Below are 22,443 nucleotides of genomic sequence, written 5' to 3'. Positions count from 1 at the left end.
AAACAAGGGGAATTCATGAAAATCTTGGTTACAGGTGGCCTGGGATTTATTGGATCCCACTTGGTAACCCGCCTTCTGCAAGAAGGCCACTGGGTCATTTGCCTGGACAATGGCTCCACAGGCCGGCAGCTCAATGTCCAGGCCCATCTGGACAACCCCGCCTTTCAGCTCATCTGGCACGACGTGGCGGATCCCTTGCCGCCCGCTTTGGCAGAGGCTGGGATCCAGCAGATCTACCACCTGGCTTGCCCCGCTTCTCCCCCCCACTACCAAGCGGATCCCATCCGCACCATCCGCACCAGCCTCTGGGGCACCTACCACCTGCTGCAACTGGCCCAGAAAACGGGAGCGAGGTTCCTGCTGGCCTCGACTTCAGAAGTGTACGGGGATCCCCAAGTGCATCCCCAACCGGAAGACTACTGGGGCCACGTCAACCCCATCGGCCCGCGGGCCTGCTACGACGAATCCAAGCGCTTGGCGGAAACCCTCACCTTCGACTGGCAGCGGCAATACCAGACGGAGATCCGGGTGGCCCGCATCTTCAACACCTACGGCCCCGCCATGCGGGAGGACGATGGCCGCGTGGTGAGCAACTTTATCGTCCAGGCCCTGCGCGGGGATCCCCTGACGGTCTATGGGGATGGATCCCAGACCCGCAGCTTTTGCTACATCTCCGACCTGGTGGAAGGCTTGATCCGGCTGATGAACAGCCCCTACCCCGGACCCTTTAACTTGGGCAACCCAGAGGAGTTCACGATCCTGGAGCTGGCCCAGCAGGTGCTCGCCCTCACCGGCAGCCCTTCTCCCATCGTTTACCGGCCTCTGCCGACGGACGATCCCAGACAACGGCAGCCGGATATTGGCAAAGCCCGCGCCCTCTTGGGTTGGGAGCCTCGGATCCCGCTGCAAGTTGGGCTGCAACAGACCATCCCTTACTTTCGTCGGCGGCTGGGGCTGGAATAACCTTCGGGTGCTCGCGAAATCCCAACCTACTTGAGAACCCTTTCCGCCTCAGCTCGGTTGACCTGGGTGAATGGCTGCCAGCGGCTCCAGTTGGCGGGCTTGCTGTTGCAGCCGACTCACCAACTGCCGACATACCATTTCACACAGCTCAAAGCACATGGGATCCGCAATTTGGTAATAAACACTCACCCCCTTGGGCTGACGGCTGACGATCCCTGCCTGGGTCAGGATCTTGAGGTGCTTGGAAACATTGGCCTGGCCCATACCCGTAGCTTCCAAGATTTGGGTGACGTTCTTGGGCCCCGAGCGCAACTGACACAGGATCTGCAGGCGGTTGGGTTCCGCCAAAACCTTGAAGTACTCTGCCACGCTGTCGAGAACCTGCGGCGTCAGGATTGTGCGACACTCATTCACATCCGCTCTGCTCACCGACTTTTCCCCAATCAACAAACCTGCTTGCGCTGTCCATGCAACTTGATTTTAACACTAGATAGTTATATAGTGTTCCTAGAAAGTCCAAGTTCACGTCGGGCTTTCGATACCAGACAGGAGGGCACTATGCTATTTCGCCAACTGTTCGACGCAGAAACAAGCACCTACACCTATTTAATCGCGGATTTAATCGCGGATCCGACAACTCGCGAGGCCGCCCTGGTGGATCCAGTGCTGGAGCAGGTGGAGCGGGATTTGAAGCTGATTCGGGAATTGGGTCTAACCTTGAAGTACTGCCTGGAAACCCACGTTCACGCGGATCACATCACGGGAACCGGGAAGCTGCGGGAACTGACCGGTTGCCAAGGGGTGGTGCCAGTACAGGCCAAGGCTCAATGTGCAGATCGTTTCATCGGTCATGGGGAAACGCTGCAAGTGGGATCCGTCGTCATTGAAGCCATCGCTACCCTGGGCCACACCGACAGCCACATGACCTACCGCGTGAATGGGGATCGCGTCCTTACCGGAGATGCCCTGCTGATCCGCGGCTGTGGGCGCACGGATTTCCAAAGCGGGGATCCCGGCCTGATGTACGACCATGTTACCCAGCACTTGTTTACGCTGCCCGATGAGACGCTGGTCTATCCTGGCCACGACTATCGCGGGCACACCGTCTCCACCATTGGCGAGGAGAAGCGCTGGAACCCGCGCTTTGTGGATCCGGAAACGGGCAACCTGCGTTCCCGTGAGAGCTTCATTGCCCTGATGAACAGCCTCAACCTGCCCCAGCCCAAGAAGATCCAGGAAGCGGTGCCGGCCAACGAGCAGTGCGGCCAAGTGGCAGCAGCGGTTTAATTCCTTCTGGGCAGTGAGGTGCAGGGCAAGCCCCCGCCGGCTGGGGAGCTCACGTGAAACTCCGATGGTGAGAGCCCGCTGCTCTGGGTAACCTTCTCTCAATTGGCTTGCCAGAAATGGAGAGTTTGAGCGTGGATCGAGAAAGTCTCTATGAGAGCGATTTCTACGCTTGGATCCAGCAACAAGCTCAATTTCTGCGGGATCGGGCCTGGGAGAAGCTGGATCTGCCCAATTTAGTCGAGGAGATTGAATCGTTGGGCAGGCAACAGCGGCAGGAACTGCGAAACCGACTTGCAGTTTTGGTTGGGCATCTCCTCAAGTGGGAGTACCAGCCAGAGGGGAGATCCGCAAGCTGGCTCCTCACCCTCCAGCTGCAGCGGCAGGAAGTTCTGGAGCTTCTTGAAGAAAGCCCAAGTCTCAAGCCCTATTTGCCAGAGGCCATCTCCAAGTCTTACTTGGGGGCGCTGAAGCTGGCCCTGGAGGAGACCAAGCTGCCCAGAAAGATTTTCCCCAAAACCTGCCCTTATTCCTCAGAGCAAATCCTGGATAGCCGGTTTTACCCCGGTGAGCCCAGTCATTTGCTTGAGGAGGGGGATTAATCCCAAAAATCGCTGCATTTTGCATTTTAGACAACGCTAGAAGCAAGGAGACAACCATGACCGTAACCCAACAAAACCCTATCCCTTCCGCTTCGCAAGAACGGGATCCCCGTCTCAAGGAGATCGATGCCCTGACCTTAAAACAGTGGCTGGATCAGGGGCGAGTCCAGCTCATTGATGTGCGGGAGCCGGGAGAATATGCCGATGAGCGGATCCCGGGGGCCATCAACATGCCCCTATCTACCTTTGACCCGGCCAAAGTGCCTGCTTCCACGCCAGAGAAGCCGGTGGTGTTGCACTGCCGCATGGGCAGCCGCTCCATCCGCGCCGGTTGTCAGTTGCTAGACCGCGGCTGACCGGAGGTCATTAGCCTTAAGGGAGGGATCGAGGCTTGGAAAGCGGCTAAGCTGCCTGTTACCCGCACCCAAAATGCTCCCATCTCCATCATGCGGCAGGTGCAGATTGCGGCGGGATCCCTGGTGCTCACCGGAACCCTTCTGGGGGCCTTTGTCAACCCCTGGTGGCTGCTGCTGAGTGGCTTTGTGGGCGCTGGGCTGGTGTTTGCGGGTGTAACCAACACCTGTGGCATGGCTCTGCTCTTGGCTCGCATGCCCTGGAACCGAGGTCAGGCGCTATGAGTGGGATCCCTTCTGCTTCCTCTTCGGGGCAAGGGATCCTGGCGCGGTACCTGCCCTTTGCTAAGGAGTCCCTTTGGGTCTTCCACTATCAACGATCAGATTTGCCGGGAGATCTGATCGCCGGCCTTGTGGTGGCCATTCTGTTGGTGCCCCAGAGCATGGCCTATGCCCTGTTGGCCGGGTTGCCCCCCCAAGTGGGCTTGTACGCCAGTATTTTGCCGGTGATCGTCTATGGGCTACTGGGATCCAGCCGTGCCCTGGCGGTGGGGCCGGTGGCCATCATCTCCCTGTTGGTGGCGGCGGGGTTGGAGCCCCTGGCCGGTCGCGTCAGCGGGACGGAGTCCTTGCCGGGCAGCCCGGAGTATGGACAGTTGGCTTTGGGGCTGGCCTTGGAGGTGGGTCTGGTCCAGGGGGCCATGGGGTTGTTGCGGCTGGGGTTTTTGGCCAATTTCTTAAGCCACACGGTGGTGACTGCCTTTGGCAGCGCGGCGGCCTTGATCATCGGCTTCAGCCAGCTCCGCCACCTCCTGGGGGTCAAGATCGCCAATACGGAGTCCTTCTTGCTGTTGGTGCAGCGGCTGTGGCAAAGCCTGGACAAGGTGAACTGGGCAACCTTTGGCCTAGGGCTGCTGGCCGTATCCCTGCTGGTGTACGCTCAGCGAAAGTTGCCCCACCAACTGCGGCGTTGGGGTGTGCCTCCAGGTTGGGCCTTGATTTTGACCAAGGGGGCACCGCTAGCGGCTGTGCTCGTGACCAGCCTGTTGGTCTGGGGCCTAAACCTCTCGGAGAGGGCAGGGGTATCTGTTGTTGGCTCCATTCCTTCCGGGTTGCCCCCCTTGGGCTTTCCCCCGTTGAGCTGGGGACAGTGGACAGCGCTTCTGCCCACCGCCTTGGCCATTAGCTTGGTGGGCTTCACGGAGAGCTATGCCGTGGGGCAGTCCTTGGCCAGCCAGCGGCGGCAGAAGGTGGATCCCAACCAGGATCTGGTGGCTTTGGGGGCAGCCAACTTGGCAGCAGCTTGCAGTGGCGGCTATCCGGTAACGGGAGGCATCAGCCGGTCGGTGGTGAACTTTCAAGCAGGCGCCAACAGTGGCCTGGCCTCCCTAATCACCGGCCTGTTGGTGGCTTTGACGGTCATCTGGCTGATCCACTGTTCACCTTCTTGCCCCAGACCACCCTGGCGGCCATTGTTCTGGTGGCGGTGCTGGCCCTGGTGGATTTTCACCCCCTGCTGCAAAGCTGGCGCTACGACCGTGGCGATGCCCTGGTTTGGTTGGTAACCTTTGCCAGTGTGCTGGGGATCGGAGTGGAGCAGGGGATCGGAATAGGGGTGTTAGTCTCCATCCTGCTCTTTCTTTGGCGGGCTAGCCGTCCTCACATTGCCATCGTGGGTCAGGTGCCCGGTACGGAGCACTACCGCAACGTGCAGCGCCATGAGGTGATTACCGATCCCCGTATCTTGGCAGTGCGGGTGGACGAGAGCCTGTTTTTTGCCAACGCGGCCTACTTGCAGGAGTATCTGCTGCGAGAGGTGGCGGCGCGGCCAGAAGTAGAGCAGGTGCTGCTCGTTGCCAGCGCCATCAACTTCATCGACGGCAGCGCTTTGGAAGTGCTGACCCAGTTGGTGGAACGTTTGCAGCAGGCAGGGGTGGGCTTTGCCATGGCCGAGGTGAAGGGGCCGGTGATGGATCGCCTCCAAAAGGCTGGGTTTGTGGAGAAAGTGGGCGCTGAGCGCTTCTTCCTCTCCACTCACCAGGCGATGCAAGCCCTCGGATCCCAGCAGAGCCTCAGTCAGGTGTCATCTTCCTAATCAGCACAAGGGGGGTTTGTTCAGCGGCATTGCCGGCGGGGTTCTTGCCCAGGGCTTGCTCCACCAGCTCCCGCTCTACGCCGGGGCTGGCTGCCAGGATCTTGACCTGCCCCAGATCGTTGGCATCCACGATGGCCACTTCGTAGCCCGTCTGCCGATGCAGATCCCCCACCAACTTGGCCGGATCCCGCGGCCCCAGCACGATGAACTGGTCATAGGGAGGCAGGGTGCCAGTAACGTCGTCGATGAGATCGGCCTGCTCCCCCGCCAGGGCATAAAAGACCCCCGGGATCCCCAGCAGCTTGGCCAGGGATCCCACCACAAAAGCCCACACCACCCGCCAGGCCCCGGAGCAGTCGATCAAAGTCTGCATCCCGTAGCAGCTTGAAAGACTGGTCTTGGAGGGGAAGAAGTAGCACAGGGTGCGGGCCAGCCAGCCGGGCTGCACCTGCAGGGGATGGCGGAAGTTGCCCTGGACAATAGCCACGGCGCTTTCCGAGATGGCCACCATATCGCCGGGCTGGATGTGAGGGCCTACATACCGCCGTAGCACCTCGGCCAAGTCATCGCTGGGGGTCAGCAGATGGGTGGGAACGGCGGCCCAAAGGAGGGATCCCTGCTGCTGCCAGTTCAGCTCTGGCAAGGGCTCCACCTCCTGCAACGGCAGGATGAGATGGCTGGTCTTGAGGGTGCGCCGCTGCCGCCCGTACTGGATGTAGTCCAGCTGGAGCCAGGCCGAGCGCAGATCCGCTAGCCCTTTCCCCTTCAGCTCGATCTCGACTTCTAGGCCAGTCTGGCTCTGGGGGGTGAGGATGTAAGCCTGCCAGTAGTTGTCTTGCCGGGGGGGAAGATCCGGATGGCGAGAGCGCAGGCGTAGGCGGGTGTCAATGCCTTCTGGGGAGCCAGCGCTGAGCAAATGCAGTCGCGGCTGCACCTGGGCCAAGGTGACTTCCAAAAGGGGGTTGAGGTTGCGAGCCACAAACTCCGCTTGAATGACCCAGTGCTCGGGGGTGTGGCGGCTGATGCGCCAGCCTTGGGGCTCCACCACCAGGTGATCGGCGGGGCGGGTCTTGAGCCAGTAGAGCAAGCTGCCCAAACTCAGCAGCAACCCGGCCACTACCTGAGCCCAGCCCCAGGGATCCCACAGCCAACGCCAAGCCCCCCATAGGCTGAGTCCTACCCCGGCCAGCACTGTGGCCAACACGCCACGATTCACCATGCTGCTGCTTGTTGCCATCGGGATCCCACTCCTCCAAGTCCTTAAACCCTGCTAAAGTCTGCCCCTTTGTCCACCACAACACCCTAGACTACAGGTACGCTCTAGCTCTTCTCCCAAACCCTAGCCATCCTACCGGGAAACCGAAGCAGGCCGTAGCGGGATCCCTACCTAATTTTTAGTCTCAAACAGTTAGCTTACAAATAGATTTCATTTCAGGCTTTTCAGAACACTCTGGGAGTTTCCTATGGCGCACAAACAGCAATTCAAAAGTTTTGCCGACATGATTCAGGGATCCAAAACCCCGATCCTGGTGGATTTTTATGCTTCCTGGTGCGGCCCTTGTCAGGTTATGGCGCAAGTGTTGGAGCAGGTAAAACCTCAGGTGGGGGATGCGGTTACTTTTGTGAAGGTTGACACCGAAAAGTACCCAACCATCGCTGCTCGCTGGGGCATTCAAGCGGTGCCAACGCTGATCCTCTTCAAAGATGGGAAGCCGATTGACCGCATTGAGGGGCTGTTGCAGCCGCGGGCCCTGTTGGAGCGGTTGCGGGCGCAGGTTAACTAAACCTGTAAGCTAGGTGAACTTTTCTGGATCCCCCGTGCAACTGCCGCTTCTGCAGGTTCACCTGCCGGGTGAAGTGCCCTACCGCACTGCCTGGGCTTGGCAGCAGGCAAGACTGGCCCATATGATCCGGGATCCCCAGTTGCCGGACGGATTACTGCTGCTCACCCATCCTGCGGTTTACACCTTGGGGGCAGGAGCCGATCCCAAGTTTCTCAAGAGCCTTTCTCAGCCGATAGGATCCCCGGCTATCCACCCGGAATCTCCTTCTGAACAAGAGCCGGAAATCCTGCGGGTGGAGCGCGGCGGCGAAGTCACTTACCACGGGCCAGGCCAGTGGGTTGGTTATGCGATCCTCAACCTCAGGCGCCACCGTCTGGATCTCCACTGGTACCTGCGCCAGCTAGAAGAGGTGGTCATCCAGACCTTGGCCCACTTCGGCCTACAGGGGGAGCGGATCCCTGGCTTGACAGGAGTTTGGGTGCAGGGCCGCAAAGTGGCGGCCATCGGCATCAAGGTTTCCCGCTGGGTGACCTACCATGGCTTTGCCTTGAATGTCTGCCCGGATCTAGCTGCCTTCGAGGCCATCGTGCCCTGTGGGATCCCTGATCGCCCGGTGGGATCCCTGGTGCACTTTTGTCCGGAGGTAACGATGGCTGCCGTAGCTCCGGTGCTGGTGGAGTCGTTCTGTCAGGTCTTTGGGCTGCAGGCTCAGGCAGTTTCCCTGGCCGAGTGGTTGGGAGAGCCTCGGCTTTCTGACAAGTTGCTGGGAGAATCAACCGCTCAGACGCCTAAGCGCAAGTGAGGGGAAAGACCAGACAGGTTACCCAACTTCGAGGTGGCCCTAGGTTTAATCCAAGGGCGGCTACTCCACCCCCAACTGGCGCAGCAGTTGCTGCAGGATGGCCTGGTTGGCAAAGTTGCCGCTCTTGGAAAAGAGAGCCAAGGCCTGGCGAAAGTCGGCCATGGCGGCTTCTCGATCCCCCAGTTGCAGGTGGGCCACGCCGCGGCTGAAGTAGGCTTCTGGAATTCGCGGATCCAACTGAATGGCCCGCTCCGCATCGGCCAGAGCTTCTTCCGGCTGGCGCAACTGGTTGTAGACGTAGCTGCGGTTCACATAGGCCGGAGCATAGCTGGGATCCAACTGCACCGCCCGATCCAGATCCGACAGGGCAGCCACGGGATCCCCCCGCAGCAACTTGAGGGATCCCTGCCAGTTGAACTCGGAAGCGGTGTTTGGGGCCGAGGTCTTCTCAGGAGGAGGTGGGAAGGCAGGCAAAGAGATGGCAGGGGCAGGAGCGAGGAATGCTGCCAAGAAACCTATCAGAGCTATCCTTCCCCATCGACACTTGATTGTGCTCCGCACCGCTAATGACGTCCTCTTCGGATCCCGAACTAGTTCAATATAGACCGTCGGCGAGAGGGGCAACCCCCTGCACTTAACTTGCAAGGGGTGCGGGGAGCTACAAGTTCCGCGCTCTGGCGGGAAAGTCAGGGTCGAGATACCGACTCCTCTGCCAAGTCGTTCTGTGACGCGGGGCAGGAATGCCCAATGGCAAGGTTGGGAGGCCCAAGCTCTATTGGCTAGAGTGAGGGCGGGGGGATGTTACAAGGAAAGCTTCTGGAATAGATGAGCCACCGGCAGGGCAAATCCTGGAATAACCTCTTCACCTTCTAGAAGATCAACCGATTTCAGGAGGCGGTCAGGCTCTTGAGAGCTGCGATACACCAGGACGTAGTGCTCGCTGGGGTGAACCAGCCAAACCAGGCGGCTGCCATTTTCAAAGTACTCCACCAGCTTGTCATGAATTTCTTCAACCGTATTGCGGGGGGAAAGCACTTCAACAGCCAGATCTGGAGCGCCTTCCAAAAATCCTGTGGGCAGTTCAGCCATGCCCTGCAAGCGTTCTTTAGCAAAAAAAGAGATGTCAGGGGAGCGCCAATTTCCACTCTTCATCTTAAAAGCAGTGCTGGAATCTAAAACGATCCCCAGCTTGTTGGACAAAACGTAGGGGGTCAAAGCTGCCAATAGGAGGCTGCAGACATAACCATGGAGTGCCCCCGCGCTTCCCATATCAATTGGCTTCCCATCAACAATCTCGTAGCGATGTCCCTCCCTGGACAACGCCATGAATTCTTCGGCTGTCCAAGCTCTTTTTCCCTGAGTTGGCACAGCTCCGACGGTCATCTGCAAACTCCTTGCTGCTCCTTCGACACCGCAAGCCAAGCCCGCAGGGATCCCCCAGCGGCTTTTCCTCGAGGGGGGACGCCAAAGGCTAAAATAGCCTAGCTCATCCTACTGTACCGACGGAAAAGGCACCTTGATCGAGCGCTACACTCTGCCCGAAATGGGCCAGATTTGGTCCACTGCCCACAAGCTCCAGACCTGGCTGCAGGTGGAGCTGGCTGTCTGTGAAGCGCAAGCGGAGCTGGGGCGGATCCCGCAAGAAGCCCTGCAGGAGATCAGAGCCAAAGCCGCCTTTGACCCGGCGCGGGTTTTGGAAATTGAGGCGGAAGTGAAGCACGATGTTATTGCCTTCTTAACCAACCTCAACGAGCACGTGGGCGAGGCAGGGCGCTACATCCACCTGGGCCTGACCAGCTCGGATGTGTTGGATACGGCCCTGGCCCTGCAGCTTGTGGCCTCGGTGGAGATCTTGCAAGCCCGCCTGGCCGACCTCATCGCTGCTATCCGCGACCAAGCTCGGCAGTACCGCTACACCCTCATGATCGGCCGCACCCACGGTGTTCACGCCGAGCCGATTACCTTTGGCTTTAAGCTGGCAGGGTGGCTGGCCGAGTGCCTGCGCCACCAAGAGCGCCTAGCTCGCCTGCGGGAAGTGGTGGCGGTGGGCAAGATCTCTGGCGCCGTGGGCACCTACGCCAACGTGCCTCCCCAGGTGGAGCAGTTGGCCTGCGCTCGCCTGGGCCTGAAGCCCGATACAGCCTCGACACAGGTAATCTCGCGGGATCGCCACGCTGAATACGTGCAAACCTTGGCTTTGATTGGCTCTTCCCTAGAGCGCTTTGCTACTGAAATCCGCCACCTGCAGCGAACAGAGGTACTGGAGGCTGAGGAGTACTTTGCCCCCGGCCAAAAGGGATCCTCTGCCATGCCCCACAAGCGCAACCCCATCAAATCTGAACAGCTAACCGGGATTTCCCGCCTCCTGCGGGGGTATGCCCTTCCGGCTCTGGAAAACATCCCCCTTTGGCATGAGCGGGACATCTCCCACAGCTCGGTGGAGCGGGTTATCCTGCCCGATGCCTCCATTCTCTGCCACTACCTGCTGGTGAACATGGCCGACCTGGTGCGCCACCTGCAGGTTCACACCGGCAACATGGAGCGCAACCTCAACATCTATGGCGGCGTCATCTTCAGCCAGCAGGTGCTTCTAGCCTTGGTGGAGAAGGGCTTGAGCCGGGAGGAAGCTTACCGCCTGGTGCAGGAAAATGCTCATCGCGCCTGGAACCAGCCGCAGGGGGACTTTCGCGCCAATCTGCTGGCGGATCCCCGAGTGATGGCCCACCTGAGCGAGGCAGAACTGCAGGACTGCTTTGATCCCCAGCGCCACCTAACTCACCTAGACGAGATCTTTGCCCGCTTGGGCATTTGAGGGATCCCCTATGGTTTGGCAGCGGCAGCACGTCTTGGGCTTGGCGGATTTTACTCCCGAAGAATACCAGATGGTTTTGCAGACCAGCGCCAGTTTCCAGGAGGTGTTGACGCGGCGGTTGCCCAAGGTGCCCACCTTGCAGGGGAAGGTGGTGGTGACGCTGTTCTTCGAGCCTTCCACCCGCACCCGTACCAGTTTTGAGCTGGCGGCCAAGCGCCTTTCGGCAGATGTGCTCAACTTTTCCCCAGGCACCTCTTCCTTGAGCAAAGGGGAGACGCTCTTGGATACGGCCCGCACCTTTCTGGCCATGGGATCCGATCTCTTAATCGTTCGCCATGCCCAGGCAGGAGTGCCCCAACAATTAGCTGCCGAGATCGACCGCCGCGGATCCCCTGTGGGCGTTCTCAATGCCGGGGATGGACTGCACGAACATCCCACCCAAGGTTTGCTGGATTTGTTTACCCTCTGCAGCCATCTGGATCCCCGGCGTCCCCGTCTGGAGTTGCTGCAAGGGATCAAAATTGCCATTGTCGGCGATATTCTCCACTCGCGAGTGGCCCGCTCCGATATCTATGCCTTGGTGGCTGCCGGAGCTGAGGTTCACTTAGCCGGCCCTCCCACCCTGTTGCCCAAGGATTTTGCCCAGTTTGTGCCCGGCCATACGCTCCCTGTCCATTGGCAGCTAGAGCCTGCCCTCGAAGGGGCGCGTTTTGTTATCACCCTACGCCTGCAGCAGGAGCGCATGAGCGAGTTCCTTCTCCCCAGCTTGCAGGAGTACCATCACTTCTTCGGCCTCACGCGGCAACGACTGCGCCTGTGCCACCCGGATGTCAAGCTTCTGCACCCCGGCCCGGTCAATCGCGGTGTGGAACTCAGCTCCGAGGTGATGGAGGATCCCGGCTTGAACCTGATTGAGCAGCAGGTCACCCACGGCGTGGCGGTGCGCATGGCCCTGCTGTACCTCATGGGGGGCGGGTGGATCCCAGCTTAGAGCCCAGATCTTTCTCTGCTCGGGGAACATGTAGAGCTGCCCCACGTCTGGAGTGTTGAAGTCCATCTCCTAGCTAATTCTCTCTGTCAAAAGTCGGAAGAAGCTCTGGCCAGAGCTTTTCCCGCCCTGCTGAAATCATGTCCAAGCTTGCCGAGAGGGGAGCAACATCTTTGTCTCAAATTTTACACATCTTGGATCTGGATCGAGTTTTTTTGCAGCCGTCTAAGCTTAGCTCTTATTCAAGTTGTGTCCGTTTGATTGGTTGTCAAATGAGATAGAAGTTCAGCAGCATAAGCCTTTTCGCGGATCCTGGGCTCCAGGATCCTGATTTTGCTGAAATCCAAACTGGCCAAAACCACCAGATGGAAAATCAAGGTTTGGAAACGAGCCAGCACACTCAAAAAATATCGATTTTTCTCTTGACTTAACCCAAAGTTAACCTTTAGATATCCCTCTGTTAACTTTGAGGTTATAGGGTTGAAAATGTTGATTCGCAACAGATATTACCTATGCGAACCCTGCTTTCTGCTTCTCTTTTCTCCCTCACCGCTCTAACAGTAGGATTTCTAACAGCGACCTCGGCTCAAGCCCAAACCGTGCAAATCTCCGGGGCGGGCGCGACCTTTCCGGCTCCTTTGCTGCAACGTTGGTTCGACGCCTACAACCGCACCGTAGACCCCACTGTGCAAGTCAGCTATCAGTCTGTCGGGAGTGGTGCTGGCCTAGAGCAGGTGATCAATGGCACTGTGGACTTCGGCGTTTCCGAGGCGCCTTTCTCCGGTGCTCGCTTGGAAAGCTTCCGAGCTAAATACCGCTATGAGCCCCTACAGTTGCCTCTGGGGGGAGGGGCCATCGAGTTTGCCTATAACCTGCCCGGCATTGAAGACGGAGAGCTCATCCTGAAGCGGGAAACCTACTGCGGCATCGTGACCGGCGAGATCACTCGCTGGGACGACAATCGCATCAAGGCCGATAACCCAGGTATAGCAAACAAGCTGCCACCCCTGGACATCACCTGGGTACACCGCTCTGATGGTTCTGGGACTACCTTTGTGTTCACCAACCACATCAGAACTGTCTGCCCTAATTGGACAGCCGGTGCTGGTACTTCTGTCGAGTGGCCTGTTGGCATTGGAGCCCAAGGGAATGAGGGCGTAGCCGCCACCATCAAGCAGGAGCCAGGGACGATTGGCTACGTGAACCAGTCCTATGCCAAGCTGGAAAACATGGCCACTGCTCGCTTGGAAAACAAAGCGGGCAACATTGTTGAGTTCTCGACTGAGGCAGCTACCTCGGCGCTTGATGCTCCCATTCCTGATGACTTTGCGCTGTTGGTGCCCGACCCTGAAGGGCCAAATGACTACCCAATCGTGGGCTTGTTCTGGGTGATGCTGTACCGCGAGTATCCCGATCAGCAGAAGCTGACCAAGCTGGTGGAGGCTCTGAAGTGGACCCAGGGGCCAGAGGGTCAAGCCATCACCAAGGAGCTGGACTACATCCCTATGCCTGAGGCGGCTATCCAGCGGATCTTTGCAGAGCTGGATGCCATCACCGTTAACCCCAATGCGGTGCGATGACCGGGGTGCAGCCTGAACTCTACTAGAGGGTAGCCGGTGGCCGGCGGAGTGGGCAGTTAAATGCTTTCTCGGTCGGCTGCTGGCTTCTGCTTTGCACGGTGGGATCCTTTAGAAGAGATTTTAGGCCGAAGAGAGGATTGTGAACCGAAGATGATCACGGGAGAGGGGCTATGACTTCAGCGGCTACGGGTTATGGTTCACCACCAAACCCAGATATCGATGTTGACATTGAGAAAAAGGCGAGCCTGTCTCGGGCTGTTGATGTGGGCTTTGTCCGCCTGACGCTGGCCTTGGCAGGGTTTGCCGGCATTATTCTCATCTGGTTGATTCTTCAAACCACCGAAGCGGCTCTGCCGGCGATTCAGCAGTTTGGCTTGGGCTTCCTGGTTACTGCCCGCTGGAACCCGGTGGAAAACATCTACGGGGTGCTACCACAGATTTATGGCAGTTTGGTGACCTCTCTGGTGGCTTTGATTTTTGCCATCCCTCTGGGCATTGGCACTGCCATTTTTTTGACGGAAGGTTTTGCCCCCAAGTGGGTAACGGCGCCGATTGGCTTTGCCATTGAGCTGATCGTGGCCATTCCCAGTGTGGTGCTGGGGCTGTGGGGGATCTTTGTGCTGATTCCAGCAGTGCGGCCCATCTTTCGAGCCATTAACCAGACGCTGGGCTGGATCCCTTTCTTGAGTGGCCCGGCTCCGCGGGGGCCCAGCTTGTTGATAGTGGCTATGGTGCTGGGGATCATGATCTCTCCCATCATCATCTCCATTACCCGCAGTACCTTTGAATCTCTACCACGCAGCCTAAAAGAGGGGGCTTTGGCTTTGGGGGCAACCCGCTGGGAGACCATCTTAACGGTGATGATCCCTGCCGGCCTGTCGGGTATTGTCAGCTCGATCATGCTGGCGCTGGGGCGGGCCCTGGGAGAGACCATGGTAGCGGCCATGCTTTCCGGCAACGCCAACCGCATCAATATCTCCCTAATGCAGCCGGGATCCACCATTACTGCCTTGATTGCCTCTCAGTTTGGGGAGGCAGGACGCTTGCAGGTTTCGGCTCTCATGTATGCCGGCGTGGTGCTGATGGTGCTGACGTTATTGGTCAACATCGTTGCCGAGATCATTATTCGCAAGTTTCAAAACCTGGAGCAGTAACTTCAGAAGCAGAAAGAAGATGAAGGAGCACTGTTATCATGTCGGACTCAGCACAGCTTGCCCCCGAGAAGGTTGACATCGACATTACCCGTGCCGCCATTGCCCCTGTCCGCAATTACACAGGCATTGTCCTAACCCTGCTGAGTGGCCTCTTTGTGGCGGTGATCATAGCTTCCCTCTCTTGGGTGCTGTGGGATGTGGGCAAGGAAGGCATCCAGCGGATAAATTGGGATGTCCTCACCCAGACCCGCTACCCCGCCCCCGGCCTGGCGGAAGGGGGCTTTGGTCACGCGATTGTCGGCAGTTTAATGGTGCTGGCTACGGGGGCGGCTTTGAGCTTTCCCTTCGGCATCTTGGCGGCAGTGTACTTGTCTGAATTCGGTCGCGGCACCCGCTTGGCCTATTTGGTTAAGTTTTCCTGCAATGTGCTCACGGGTGTGCCGGCCATTCTCTGCGGCTTGTTTGCCTATGCCGTGGTGGTGAGGGGATCCGGCTTTTCGGCTTTCTCGGGAGGTGTGGCTTTGGGCGTGCTGATGCTGCCGATTGTCATCCGCTCCACCGAGGAGGCGTTGCTGCTGGTTTCGCCCGACATGCGCTTGGCTTCCACTGGCCTGGGCTCAACTCGCTTTCAGACCACAATGCGCGTCGTTTTGCCGGCAGCTGCACCGGCCATCGTAACCGGGCTAATCCTGGCTTTGGCCCGAGCGGCAGGCGAGGCGGCACCTCTGCTCTTTACCGCCTTCAACAACAATTTCTGGTCCAGTAATCTCTTTGGCCCGGTGGCTACCTTGCCGGTGATGGTCTACTTTTTCTCCATCATTCCCTTCAGAGTGCAGCAGGAGCTGGCTTGGGCGGGCGCTTTGGTTTTGTTAGCCATTGTTTTGGCGGCCAGCTTGACCGCTCGCTTTTTGGTGCACAAAACCAGGAGGTAGCCTGAGGATTCTCAACAAAGTCTTGAATCGAACTCTTCGTCGAACTCTAGCTCTTTTTGTGAGTGCTGCTATGCAAACTCAATCTCTTAACCAGACCTCTTACGTTTTCAGGACCGAGAACCTGAATGTCTACTATGGCTCCAATCTGGCGGTAAAAAATGTTACTCTGGACATCCCAGCCCGACAGATTACTGCGTTTATCGGCCCTTCTGGCTGTGGCAAAAGCACGATCCTACGTTGCTTCAACCGCACCAACGATTTGATCCCCGGTGCTCGTGTAGAGGGCAAGCTCACCTACCACGGCAAGGATCTCTACGCCAAAGAAGTCGATCCGGTGGCGGTGCGGCGGCGTATCGGCATGGTCTTCCAAAAACCCAATCCCTTCCCCAAAAGCATTTACGACAACGTGGCCTACGGCCCGCGGGTGCTGGGGATGAAGGTAGACTTGGACGAGGTGGTGGAAACCTCGCTGAAACGGGCTGCCCTCTGGGATGAAGTCAAAGACAAGTTGAAAGAAAATGGTCAGTCGCTGTCGGGAGGGCAGCAGCAGCGCTTGTGTATTGCCCGCGCTCTGGCGGTACAGCCGGATGTGATTTTGATGGATGAGCCCTGTTCGGCACTGGATCCCATTTCCACCCGCCGTATCGAAGAGCTGATGAAGGAGCTGGAGGAGGAATATACCATCATCATCGTCACCCACAACATGCAGCAGGCCAGCCGCGTCTCGGATATGACGGCTTTCTTCAGTGTGGAGCTGGTGGGATCCAACCGTGTGGGCGAGCTGATGGAATTTGACAGAACTGAAGTCATCTTCAACAGCCCCACCAAGCAAGCCACAAGAGATTATGTGGAGGGCCGCTTCGGCTAATCGACCTGGCCGGACAGGGATCCTTCCCATACTGTTCTCGGCAAACCCTTTTGCAGGCAATTTCTGCCGATGATGGAGTCTGAAGAACCGTTGCACCCAAATACGGATACCTATGATCGTTGCCGCTCCTGACAAGCTGCAGGCTTTGCGTTCTGACTTAGAGGGTATTGAGATCATCACTGATCCGGCTCAGGTGGCCAAGTTGTCGTTGGATTTTTACCACTACAGCCCCGTGCTGAGCCGACAACTGAGCGACAAGCGGGGAGATTTGGTGGTGCGCCCCGCCGATGAGGCCGAGGTGATGCGGGTGGCAGCGGCCTGTGCCAGGCTGCGGATCCCGGTTACGGTGCGCGGTGCCGGTACCGGTAATTACGGCCAATGTATCCCGCTGGCCGGGGGCGTGATCCTAGACATGAGCAAGTTGAACCAGGTGATCTGGGCGAAGCCGGGCTTGGCGCGGGTGCAGGCGGGAGCCAAGTTGATGGCCATCGACAAACACACCCGGGAGATGGGCTGGGAGATCCGCATGGCTCCTTCCACCTATCGCACGGCCACCATCGGGGGGTTCATTGCCGGCGGCAGCGGCGGCATTGGCTCTGTGACCTACGGCCAACTGCGGGATCGCGGCAACATCTTGGGGCTGCGGGTGGTCACCCTGGAGGAAGAGCCCCGGGTGCTGGAGCTGCGGGGAGATGAGGTATTCAAAGTAAGCCATGCCTGGGGCCTCAATGGGATCATCACCGAGGTGGAGATCCCGCTGGCGCCTGCTTATCCTTGGGCGGAGCTGGTGGTGGCCTTTCCCCCTGAAGTGGGCTTTATGCCCTGTGCCCATTTTGGCCAAGCCCTGGGAGATGCCGATGGGATCCTCAAGAAATTGGTCAGCCTGCACGCTTGGCCGATCCCCAGCTACTTTGCACCGCTGCGGGGTCATTTGCCAGAAGGATCCGCTGTGGCCCTGTTGATGGTGGCCGAATGCAGCCTGGAGCCGCTGTTGGAGCTTGTCCGGGAACATGGGGGCCAAGTGGTTTACAACAAAACGGCCCAGGAGGCCAGCAAGGGGATCTCGCTGGGGGAATTTTCTTGGAACCACACCACTTTGCACTGCCGCAGCGTGGATCCCAGCCTGACTTATTTACAATCGGCTTTTCCCGCCGATCGGGAGCTGAAGCTGGTGCAGCACATGTACGAGTATTTTGGCGACGAAGTGCTGATGCACCTGGAGTTGATTCGCATCAACGGGCAAGCTACCCCCGTCGGCCTGCAAATTGTCCGATTTACCACCGAAGAGCGCCTGAACGAGATCATGCGCTACCACGAAGAGCAGGGAGTATTTATTGCCAACCCCCACACTTTCATCATCGAAGACGGTGGGCGTAAGGTGATGGATCCGCGCCAGATTCGTTTCAAAGAAGAAGTGGATCCCTATGGGTTGCTTAATCCGGGCAAGATGCGCACCTGGCAGGAGCGCGCCTCTGCTTGAGGAATAGCAACAGTAGCACAGCAATTGGCCTTGGTCTATCTGTATTGCCCATGTTTAATCCCTGATGGATTGTCTGGGCAGGACAACACCAGTCCAAAGCTCTACAGTCAGTACTGTGGGAATGCTGTCCACCGTTAAATGCTTTGTGGTGTGGACTGTCAAACTTCCGGCAGCCAGTCCTCTGCAAGCACCAACTCTGGAGAGTAGGGACAGACATCTGGAAATGTCGAGATTTCTATCCCCGTTTGCCTGGCTGCTTGGCGGCGCGCCCGTTGATAACTCTCTTCAAGTTGCTCTACCAGATAACCTTTTAGGCTAGGGCTATCTTCTATGGCCAATCCGATTTGGGTTCGCGCATCTGTGATGGAATCTAGCCAGCTATCTGAACGGCGCTGAGGTTGATATTGCCACTTGAGTAGATGCAGCAGAAGGCGAGTTAATTGACTGGTAATCCCTCGTCGTTCGCTCTTACCCAAATTCTCAACCTCTTCAATTAAGTGTGTTAGGTCAATTTCATGCCAGCGCCTTTCCCGCAATAGCCGGGTTGTTTGGTCAATCCACAAGTTAAAGTCTGCCGAGTATAGATTGCTCACAGCTTTGTCCTGCTGCCAATAGAGTCGCGATAATCATCAAATCCAGACTATGTCTTTCTTGAGTTTACTACAATAATGCCTGTAACACCTGAGTTCTCAACCGTCTGGGAGCAGAGCACTCTGGTGATAAACCTTATCCAGACAACTCTTTCTATGGTCATTTCGACTTAAACCGGAACACTGCACCCACACCTAGGGTGCACCGAGCCAGAAGGCTGTTCTCAATAGCCCAGGCGTCTTACCCTAAACTGAAGCGACTGTATTTGACGAAGAGTGGATGGAGAGGGTGCATCTGTGGAGAAAGGTTCAAACAAATGCTTTAACTGCCATAGTAGTTGATGGCTAAAGTTCCCACTAGGGTAAACTGCAAGGTCAAGATCACGAAGTAGAAAATGGCGCGGGGCTTGAACAGAGTGAGCATCAAGCCTATGGCTTTCAAGTCCACCATCGGCCCAAACACCATAAAAGCCAACAGGGATCCCGGCGTGAAGGTGGCGGCAAAGGAGAGGGCGAAAAAGGCATCCACCGTCGAGCAGATGGAGATGATCCCGGCCAGGGCCATCATGATCAGGATTGAGAGCAATGCATCTTGGCCATAATCCAGCACAAACGAACGCGGGATCACCGTTTGAATCAGGGCCGCCATCGCCGAGCCCAAGATGAGCACGGATCCCAATTCGCGGATCTCCCTGGCCCAGGTCTGCAGCAGGAGAACTCCTTTTTGTCTCCTGGAGGGAGAAGGCGCAGCGGCCAGAGCAGAGCGATACACATCTTCAGCCGTTTGTAAAGTGGCCAGGGATCCGCCAGAGGCCCCTTGAGCAGGGCTCTGGGATCCAATCCAGAAGGTGCCCCCCTGCAACAACGGCGAGCGGGAGATGTTCTTCGGATCAGCTTCTTGGGAGCAATTGCGCTGCAGCTCCCGCCAGACTGCCGGCTGCAACAGAGGCTGGAAATCCTTTTGCAGGCTGAAGATCAAGCCGATGACCACCGCAATGCCGAAGGAAAAGAGAACTCGGTAGATCACCAGCTCCGGCATGGAGCGAAAGGCAATCCAAGTGGAAAAGATCACCACCGGGTTAAACACCGGCGCCGCCAACAGAAAGGCCACCGCCACGTGGGGTGGGATCCCTTTGATCACCAGTTGACGGGCCACCGGCAGGTTGCCGCACTCGCACACCGGGAAAAAGAATCCTAAAGCGCCACCGGCCACCGCGCTGCCGATTTTGCCTTTGGGCAGGAAACGGGCCAACTGGGATCCCTCGACAAACACCGCCAGCAGCCCCGATAGAAACACCCCCAGCAGCAGAAATGGCATGGCCTGCACCACAAGGCTCAGAAACAGGGTGAATCCGTCTCGCCAAAGGGGAGAGTCCAAGAGGCTCAACACACCACCTCACGCACGACTTGGGCCTTACTGAGTTTGGATCTCGGCCCAGCGCCCTGTCAAACGGCTCTCAACCCCGCTCTTCTATAGGGATGTAGCGTTGCTGGCGTTCACCTGTGTACACCTGGGTGGGTCGGAAAAGCCGATTATCGGACAACTGCTCCCGCCAATGGGCCAGCCAACCCGCCGCTCGGGCAATGGCAAACACCGGTGTAAACAAATCTTCTGGGATCCCCAGCTTGGCGTAGACCAACCCTGAGTAGAAGTCCACATTCGGGTAGATCCCCTTCGGCCCTAGCAACTCCTCACACACCCGCTCCACCTCCAGGGCAATGTCGTAGTACTTGTCGTGGCCGTAGCGCTCAAATAGCTCTTCGGCCAGCCGCTGCAGGATAGTGGCCCGCGGATCCTTCACCTTGTAGACTCGGTGCCCCATGCCCATGATGCGCTGTTTTTTGGCCAGTTTCTCCTCGATAAACGAGCGCACATTTTCCACCGAGCCAATTTGCCGCAGCAGCATCATCACCTGTTGGTTGGCCCCCCCGTGCAACAGCCCCGAAAGGGTACCCACCGCCGTGGCCAGGCTGCTGTAAGGGTTAGCCAGCGTGGAAGCGCTCACCAGAAGGGCAAACGTAGAGGCATTGACCGTGTGCTCGGCGTGCAGGATCAGGCAGATGTCAAAAATGCGGGCCAACCAGGGATCCGGCTTCTTGCCCGAGAGCATGTACAGAAAGTTGGAAGCGTGATCCAGACTATCGTCCGGGGGAATGGGATCGTTGCCCTGTCGCATCTGGTGGAACATGGCCACCATGGTCGGCAGCTTGGAGAGCAAGCGGGTGACGGTGCCGAATACATAGTCGGGATCCATCTCCCGCAGCGGGTAAAACAGCCCCAAGCCCGCCACACAGGTTTGCAGAGCATCCATCGGGTTGCCCGACTCTGGAAACGACTTGATCATGTCGCGGATGCGGTATTTCACCCGTCGATGACTGCGGATTGCCTGATCAAAATTGTCCAGCTCCGATTGGGTCGGCAGCTTGCCAAAGATCAGCAAGTAGGCTGTCTCCAGAAAGGTACTGTGGGCGGTCAATTCCTCGATGGGGATGCCCCGATATTCCAGGATCCCCGCCTGGCCATCCACAAAACTAATGTTGGAGCGTGTGGCCGGAACGCCTTCCAAGCCTGGTCTGTATTCGCCATCCGCCATGGTCGGATCCTTAGAGCAAGTATTTCCTAGATAATGATGAATCAAGGGTTGCCAAAGGTGCCTGGAACCCAACCCCTTGCTCCCCTCGGGCAGCACTGACCCCGCTTTGCCCCATTGACATGCTCCCTGCTCTAGAGGGCGAGGATTCCAGTTACTGGTTCCGTGACAGCACTTACCGTAAAGGACTCCGTCTCGCTTTCGCAAGAAGGTTTCCCCTCTACGACAGCGGCGCTTGTCTCCCCAGTGGTTTTCTTTTTCAAGGCGGCTTCCCCCTGCCCTAGGGTGTTGTTGCAGACAACAAAAAACTATTACAAAACTATTTATTTATTATTTGTTTGGGTTTGACCCAGTCGTTAAACCGTTGGGCTTCTGCAGCGGTTGACTACCCTGCCGCTGCCGGCAGCATAGCACAAAGCCGCTCCCTACTGCTCCGCAAGCTGTCGCGACTGCGTCAGCGAGCCGTGAGCCTTGAGGGCCCAGTTTTTGGGTAAGGCAAAGTTTGGATCCCTGCAGCCAAGTGCCGCCCTTGCCATCCTTTACAGAGAGCTGGGCTGGGATCTGCCTTCTATCTTGCAACAGCTCCCGCTGCCCGACGCAAAAATTGTTGCTATGGTGAGAACTGCGCCCGGCTTGAGGGATCTTGGCGCTTGCCGGAGCCGTGAAAGTTCGCTCCCCCGCTTGGAGATCGGCACCGATGTCGGATACTGCTCAAACCCACCTTGGCTCTAGCCCAGTGCAAGGACTGGAGTACGTGGTACTGGGAGTGGCCACTTGTTTCCAGCAGGATCAGGAAGGCCGCCTGGTAGAGGTTTTGGTGGCCGAGCCGGTACCTGCTGCCGATTTGGACTGCCTGGCCCAAGAACGCCGCAGCACTTCCTATCTTCTCCTCTACGCCACAACCTATGCCGAGATCGTGAACAACGGGATCCCCACCTTGCCCACCGATGTTTTCCCGCCGGGGGTGCTGTTGGGGGAAAACTTCGTGGAACGGGTGCAAGCAGCGGCCCGCACCTATCGCAACAAGCCCCAGTTTCGCCACATCCCCTTACACCAAACCTGCACTCCAGAGCGGGGGGTGTTCAGGCTCAATCACAGCGTTGAGCCGCGACGGCTCCTCAATGCAGTTGTAGAGGTAAAGGATGCCGACAACATCAAACAGCACCCCCACACCCATCAACGGCTCTGACTCGCTGGGCTGTACGGTTGACATACTCCCCTGCCCAAAGGCAGGAGATTCTGGTTCCTGGTTCTGCGACAGCACTTACCGTATCGGGTTGCCCCTCTACGGCAGCGGTGCTCGTCTCCCCAGGCGTTTCCCCAAGCGCTACGCGCGTGCTGGCATCCAGGGCGGTTCCCTTTTGCCCAAAGGTACCGTTGCAAAGAACAACTACAAAGCCTATTGAGGCTGTATCCAGTCGTGAGACTGTTGGGTTTTTAAAGCGGTTGACTACCCTGCCGCTGCGGGTAGCACAGCACAAAGCCGCCCTAGGTCGTGTTGATCTTATGTTAGGATAGAGAGAGTAATTTATAGAGGAAAGAGGATGAAGTTGGTTTTTTTAGAT

Annotated in this window: 21 protein-coding genes and 2 pseudogenes; 16 read left to right on the top strand and 7 right to left on the bottom strand. The window is 57.8% G+C overall.

The features are described 5' to 3' along the window. Positions 1–15 precede the first annotated feature (15 nt). A complete protein-coding gene (locus NW816_RS11530; protein ID WP_414409244.1) occupies positions 16–963 on the top strand; it encodes a UDP-glucuronic acid decarboxylase family protein in 948 nt (315 codons plus the stop codon). A gap of 48 nt (positions 964–1,011) precedes the next feature. On the opposite strand, the gene NW816_RS11525 is transcribed toward NW816_RS11530, so the two are convergent. Then, positions 1,012–1,392, bottom strand: coding sequence for an ArsR/SmtB family transcription factor (locus NW816_RS11525; protein WP_414381749.1), 381 nt, complete (start codon positions 1,390–1,392; stop codon positions 1,012–1,014). 129 nt (positions 1,393–1,521) lie between these two features. Here NW816_RS11525 and NW816_RS11520 point away from each other — a divergent pair, with 129 nt between their 5' ends. The 5 genes and pseudogenes from NW816_RS11520 (at position 1,522) to NW816_RS11500 (ending at position 5,297) form a co-directional block, all read left to right on the top strand. Beyond that, positions 1,522–2,250 (top strand): MBL fold metallo-hydrolase, encoded by a 729-nt coding sequence (locus NW816_RS11520; RefSeq protein ID WP_414409243.1) that lies wholly within the window; start codon positions 1,522–1,524, stop codon positions 2,248–2,250. 116 nt (positions 2,251–2,366) lie between these two features. Beyond that, positions 2,367–2,849, top strand: a complete 483-nt coding sequence (locus NW816_RS11515; RefSeq protein WP_414352140.1) for a DUF29 domain-containing protein — start codon at positions 2,367–2,369, stop codon at positions 2,847–2,849. A gap of 56 nt (positions 2,850–2,905) precedes the next feature. After that, positions 2,906–3,487, top strand: a pseudogene (locus NW816_RS11510) (rhodanese-like domain-containing protein). Further along, positions 3,484–4,709: pseudogene (locus tag NW816_RS11505) on the top strand (SulP family inorganic anion transporter); the annotation flags it as partial. The pseudogenes NW816_RS11510 and NW816_RS11505, both read left to right, overlap by 4 nt. Further along, entirely contained in the window at positions 4,683–5,297 is a 615-nt protein-coding gene (locus NW816_RS11500) for a SulP family inorganic anion transporter (protein ID WP_414409258.1), read from the top strand. The pseudogene NW816_RS11505 and the gene NW816_RS11500, both read left to right, overlap by 27 nt. Here the strand turns inward: NW816_RS11500 and NW816_RS11495 are convergent. Further along, positions 5,275–6,534: a hypothetical protein gene (locus tag NW816_RS11495; protein WP_414409242.1), complete on the bottom strand. Its 1,260-nt coding sequence runs from the start codon at positions 6,532–6,534 to the stop codon at positions 5,275–5,277. The two genes, NW816_RS11500 and NW816_RS11495, sit on opposite strands and share 23 nt — an antisense overlap. 226 nt (positions 6,535–6,760) lie before the next feature. Here NW816_RS11495 and trxA point away from each other — a divergent pair, with 226 nt between their 5' ends. Beyond that, complete coding sequence (trxA, locus tag NW816_RS11490) at positions 6,761–7,081, top strand: thioredoxin (RefSeq protein ID WP_011433516.1); 321 nt, start codon at positions 6,761–6,763, stop codon at positions 7,079–7,081. Between the two features lie 34 nt (positions 7,082–7,115). Continuing rightward, positions 7,116–7,883 (top strand): lipoyl(octanoyl) transferase LipB, encoded by a 768-nt coding sequence (lipB, locus tag NW816_RS11485; RefSeq protein ID WP_414409241.1) that lies wholly within the window; start codon positions 7,116–7,118, stop codon positions 7,881–7,883. Between the two features lie 60 nt (positions 7,884–7,943). On the opposite strand, the gene NW816_RS11480 is transcribed toward lipB, so the two are convergent. After that, complete coding sequence (locus tag NW816_RS11480; RefSeq protein ID WP_414409240.1) at positions 7,944–8,393, bottom strand: tetratricopeptide repeat protein; 450 nt, start codon at positions 8,391–8,393, stop codon at positions 7,944–7,946. 291 nt (positions 8,394–8,684) lie between these two features. Further along, positions 8,685–9,266, bottom strand: a complete 582-nt coding sequence (locus NW816_RS11475; protein ID WP_011430559.1) for a Uma2 family endonuclease — start codon at positions 9,264–9,266, stop codon at positions 8,685–8,687. Between the two features lie 133 nt (positions 9,267–9,399). On the opposite strand from NW816_RS11475, the gene purB reads away from it, so the two are divergent. The 7 genes from purB (at position 9,400) to NW816_RS11440 (ending at position 17,697) form a co-directional block, all read left to right on the top strand. Beyond that, positions 9,400–10,695 carry an adenylosuccinate lyase gene (gene purB, locus NW816_RS11470; protein ID WP_414409239.1) on the top strand — a complete coding sequence of 432 codons (1,296 nt, stop codon included), beginning with the start codon at positions 9,400–9,402 and terminating at the stop codon, positions 10,693–10,695. A gap of 10 nt (positions 10,696–10,705) precedes the next feature. Beyond that, positions 10,706–11,686 (top strand): aspartate carbamoyltransferase catalytic subunit, encoded by a 981-nt coding sequence (locus NW816_RS11465; RefSeq protein ID WP_414409238.1) that lies wholly within the window; start codon positions 10,706–10,708, stop codon positions 11,684–11,686. A 509-nt stretch (positions 11,687–12,195) separates the two neighbouring features. Further along, positions 12,196–13,263: a phosphate ABC transporter substrate-binding protein PstS gene (gene pstS / locus NW816_RS11460; RefSeq protein ID WP_414409237.1), complete on the top strand. Its 1,068-nt coding sequence runs from the start codon at positions 12,196–12,198 to the stop codon at positions 13,261–13,263. 170 nt (positions 13,264–13,433) lie between these two features. After that, the gene (gene pstC / locus NW816_RS11455) at positions 13,434–14,417 is read left to right on the top strand and encodes a phosphate ABC transporter permease subunit PstC (RefSeq protein ID WP_414409236.1); all 984 of its coding nucleotides are present in this window, start codon (positions 13,434–13,436) and stop codon (positions 14,415–14,417) included. A 38-nt stretch (positions 14,418–14,455) separates the two neighbouring features. Then, on the top strand, positions 14,456–15,349 hold the full coding sequence (gene pstA, locus NW816_RS11450; protein ID WP_414409235.1) for a phosphate ABC transporter permease PstA: 894 nt from the start codon (positions 14,456–14,458) through the stop codon (positions 15,347–15,349). A gap of 70 nt (positions 15,350–15,419) precedes the next feature. Next, the gene (gene pstB / locus NW816_RS11445) at positions 15,420–16,217 is read left to right on the top strand and encodes a phosphate ABC transporter ATP-binding protein PstB (protein WP_414409234.1); all 798 of its coding nucleotides are present in this window, start codon (positions 15,420–15,422) and stop codon (positions 16,215–16,217) included. 112 nt (positions 16,218–16,329) lie between these two features. Beyond that, complete coding sequence (locus NW816_RS11440) at positions 16,330–17,697, top strand: FAD-binding oxidoreductase (RefSeq protein ID WP_414409233.1); 1,368 nt, start codon at positions 16,330–16,332, stop codon at positions 17,695–17,697. 158 nt (positions 17,698–17,855) lie between these two features. On the opposite strand, the gene NW816_RS11435 is transcribed toward NW816_RS11440, so the two are convergent. From NW816_RS11435 to NW816_RS11425, 3 genes are all read right to left on the bottom strand, one after another. Further along, positions 17,856–18,290, bottom strand: coding sequence for a DUF29 domain-containing protein (locus NW816_RS11435; protein ID WP_414409232.1), 435 nt, complete (start codon positions 18,288–18,290; stop codon positions 17,856–17,858). Positions 18,291–18,609: 319 nt separating this feature from the next. After that, positions 18,610–19,665 (bottom strand): permease, encoded by a 1,056-nt coding sequence (locus NW816_RS11430; protein WP_414409257.1) that lies wholly within the window; start codon positions 19,663–19,665, stop codon positions 18,610–18,612. Positions 19,666–19,744: 79 nt separating this feature from the next. Next, positions 19,745–20,881, bottom strand: coding sequence for a citrate synthase (locus tag NW816_RS11425; RefSeq protein WP_414341728.1), 1,137 nt, complete (start codon positions 20,879–20,881; stop codon positions 19,745–19,747). 694 nt (positions 20,882–21,575) lie between these two features. Here NW816_RS11425 and NW816_RS11420 point away from each other — a divergent pair. Next, positions 21,576–22,067 carry a hypothetical protein gene (locus NW816_RS11420; RefSeq protein ID WP_414409231.1) on the top strand — a complete coding sequence of 164 codons (492 nt, stop codon included), beginning with the start codon at positions 21,576–21,578 and terminating at the stop codon, positions 22,065–22,067. Positions 22,068–22,443: the final 376 nt, after the last annotated feature.

The organism is Synechococcus sp. W55.1 (genome assembly GCF_047461655.1).
Lineage (GTDB): Bacteria > Cyanobacteriota > Cyanobacteriia > Thermostichales > Thermostichaceae > Thermostichus.
The sequence above is the reverse complement of the archived record's forward strand: the minus strand, read 5'-3'. Positions and strand labels throughout refer to the sequence as shown.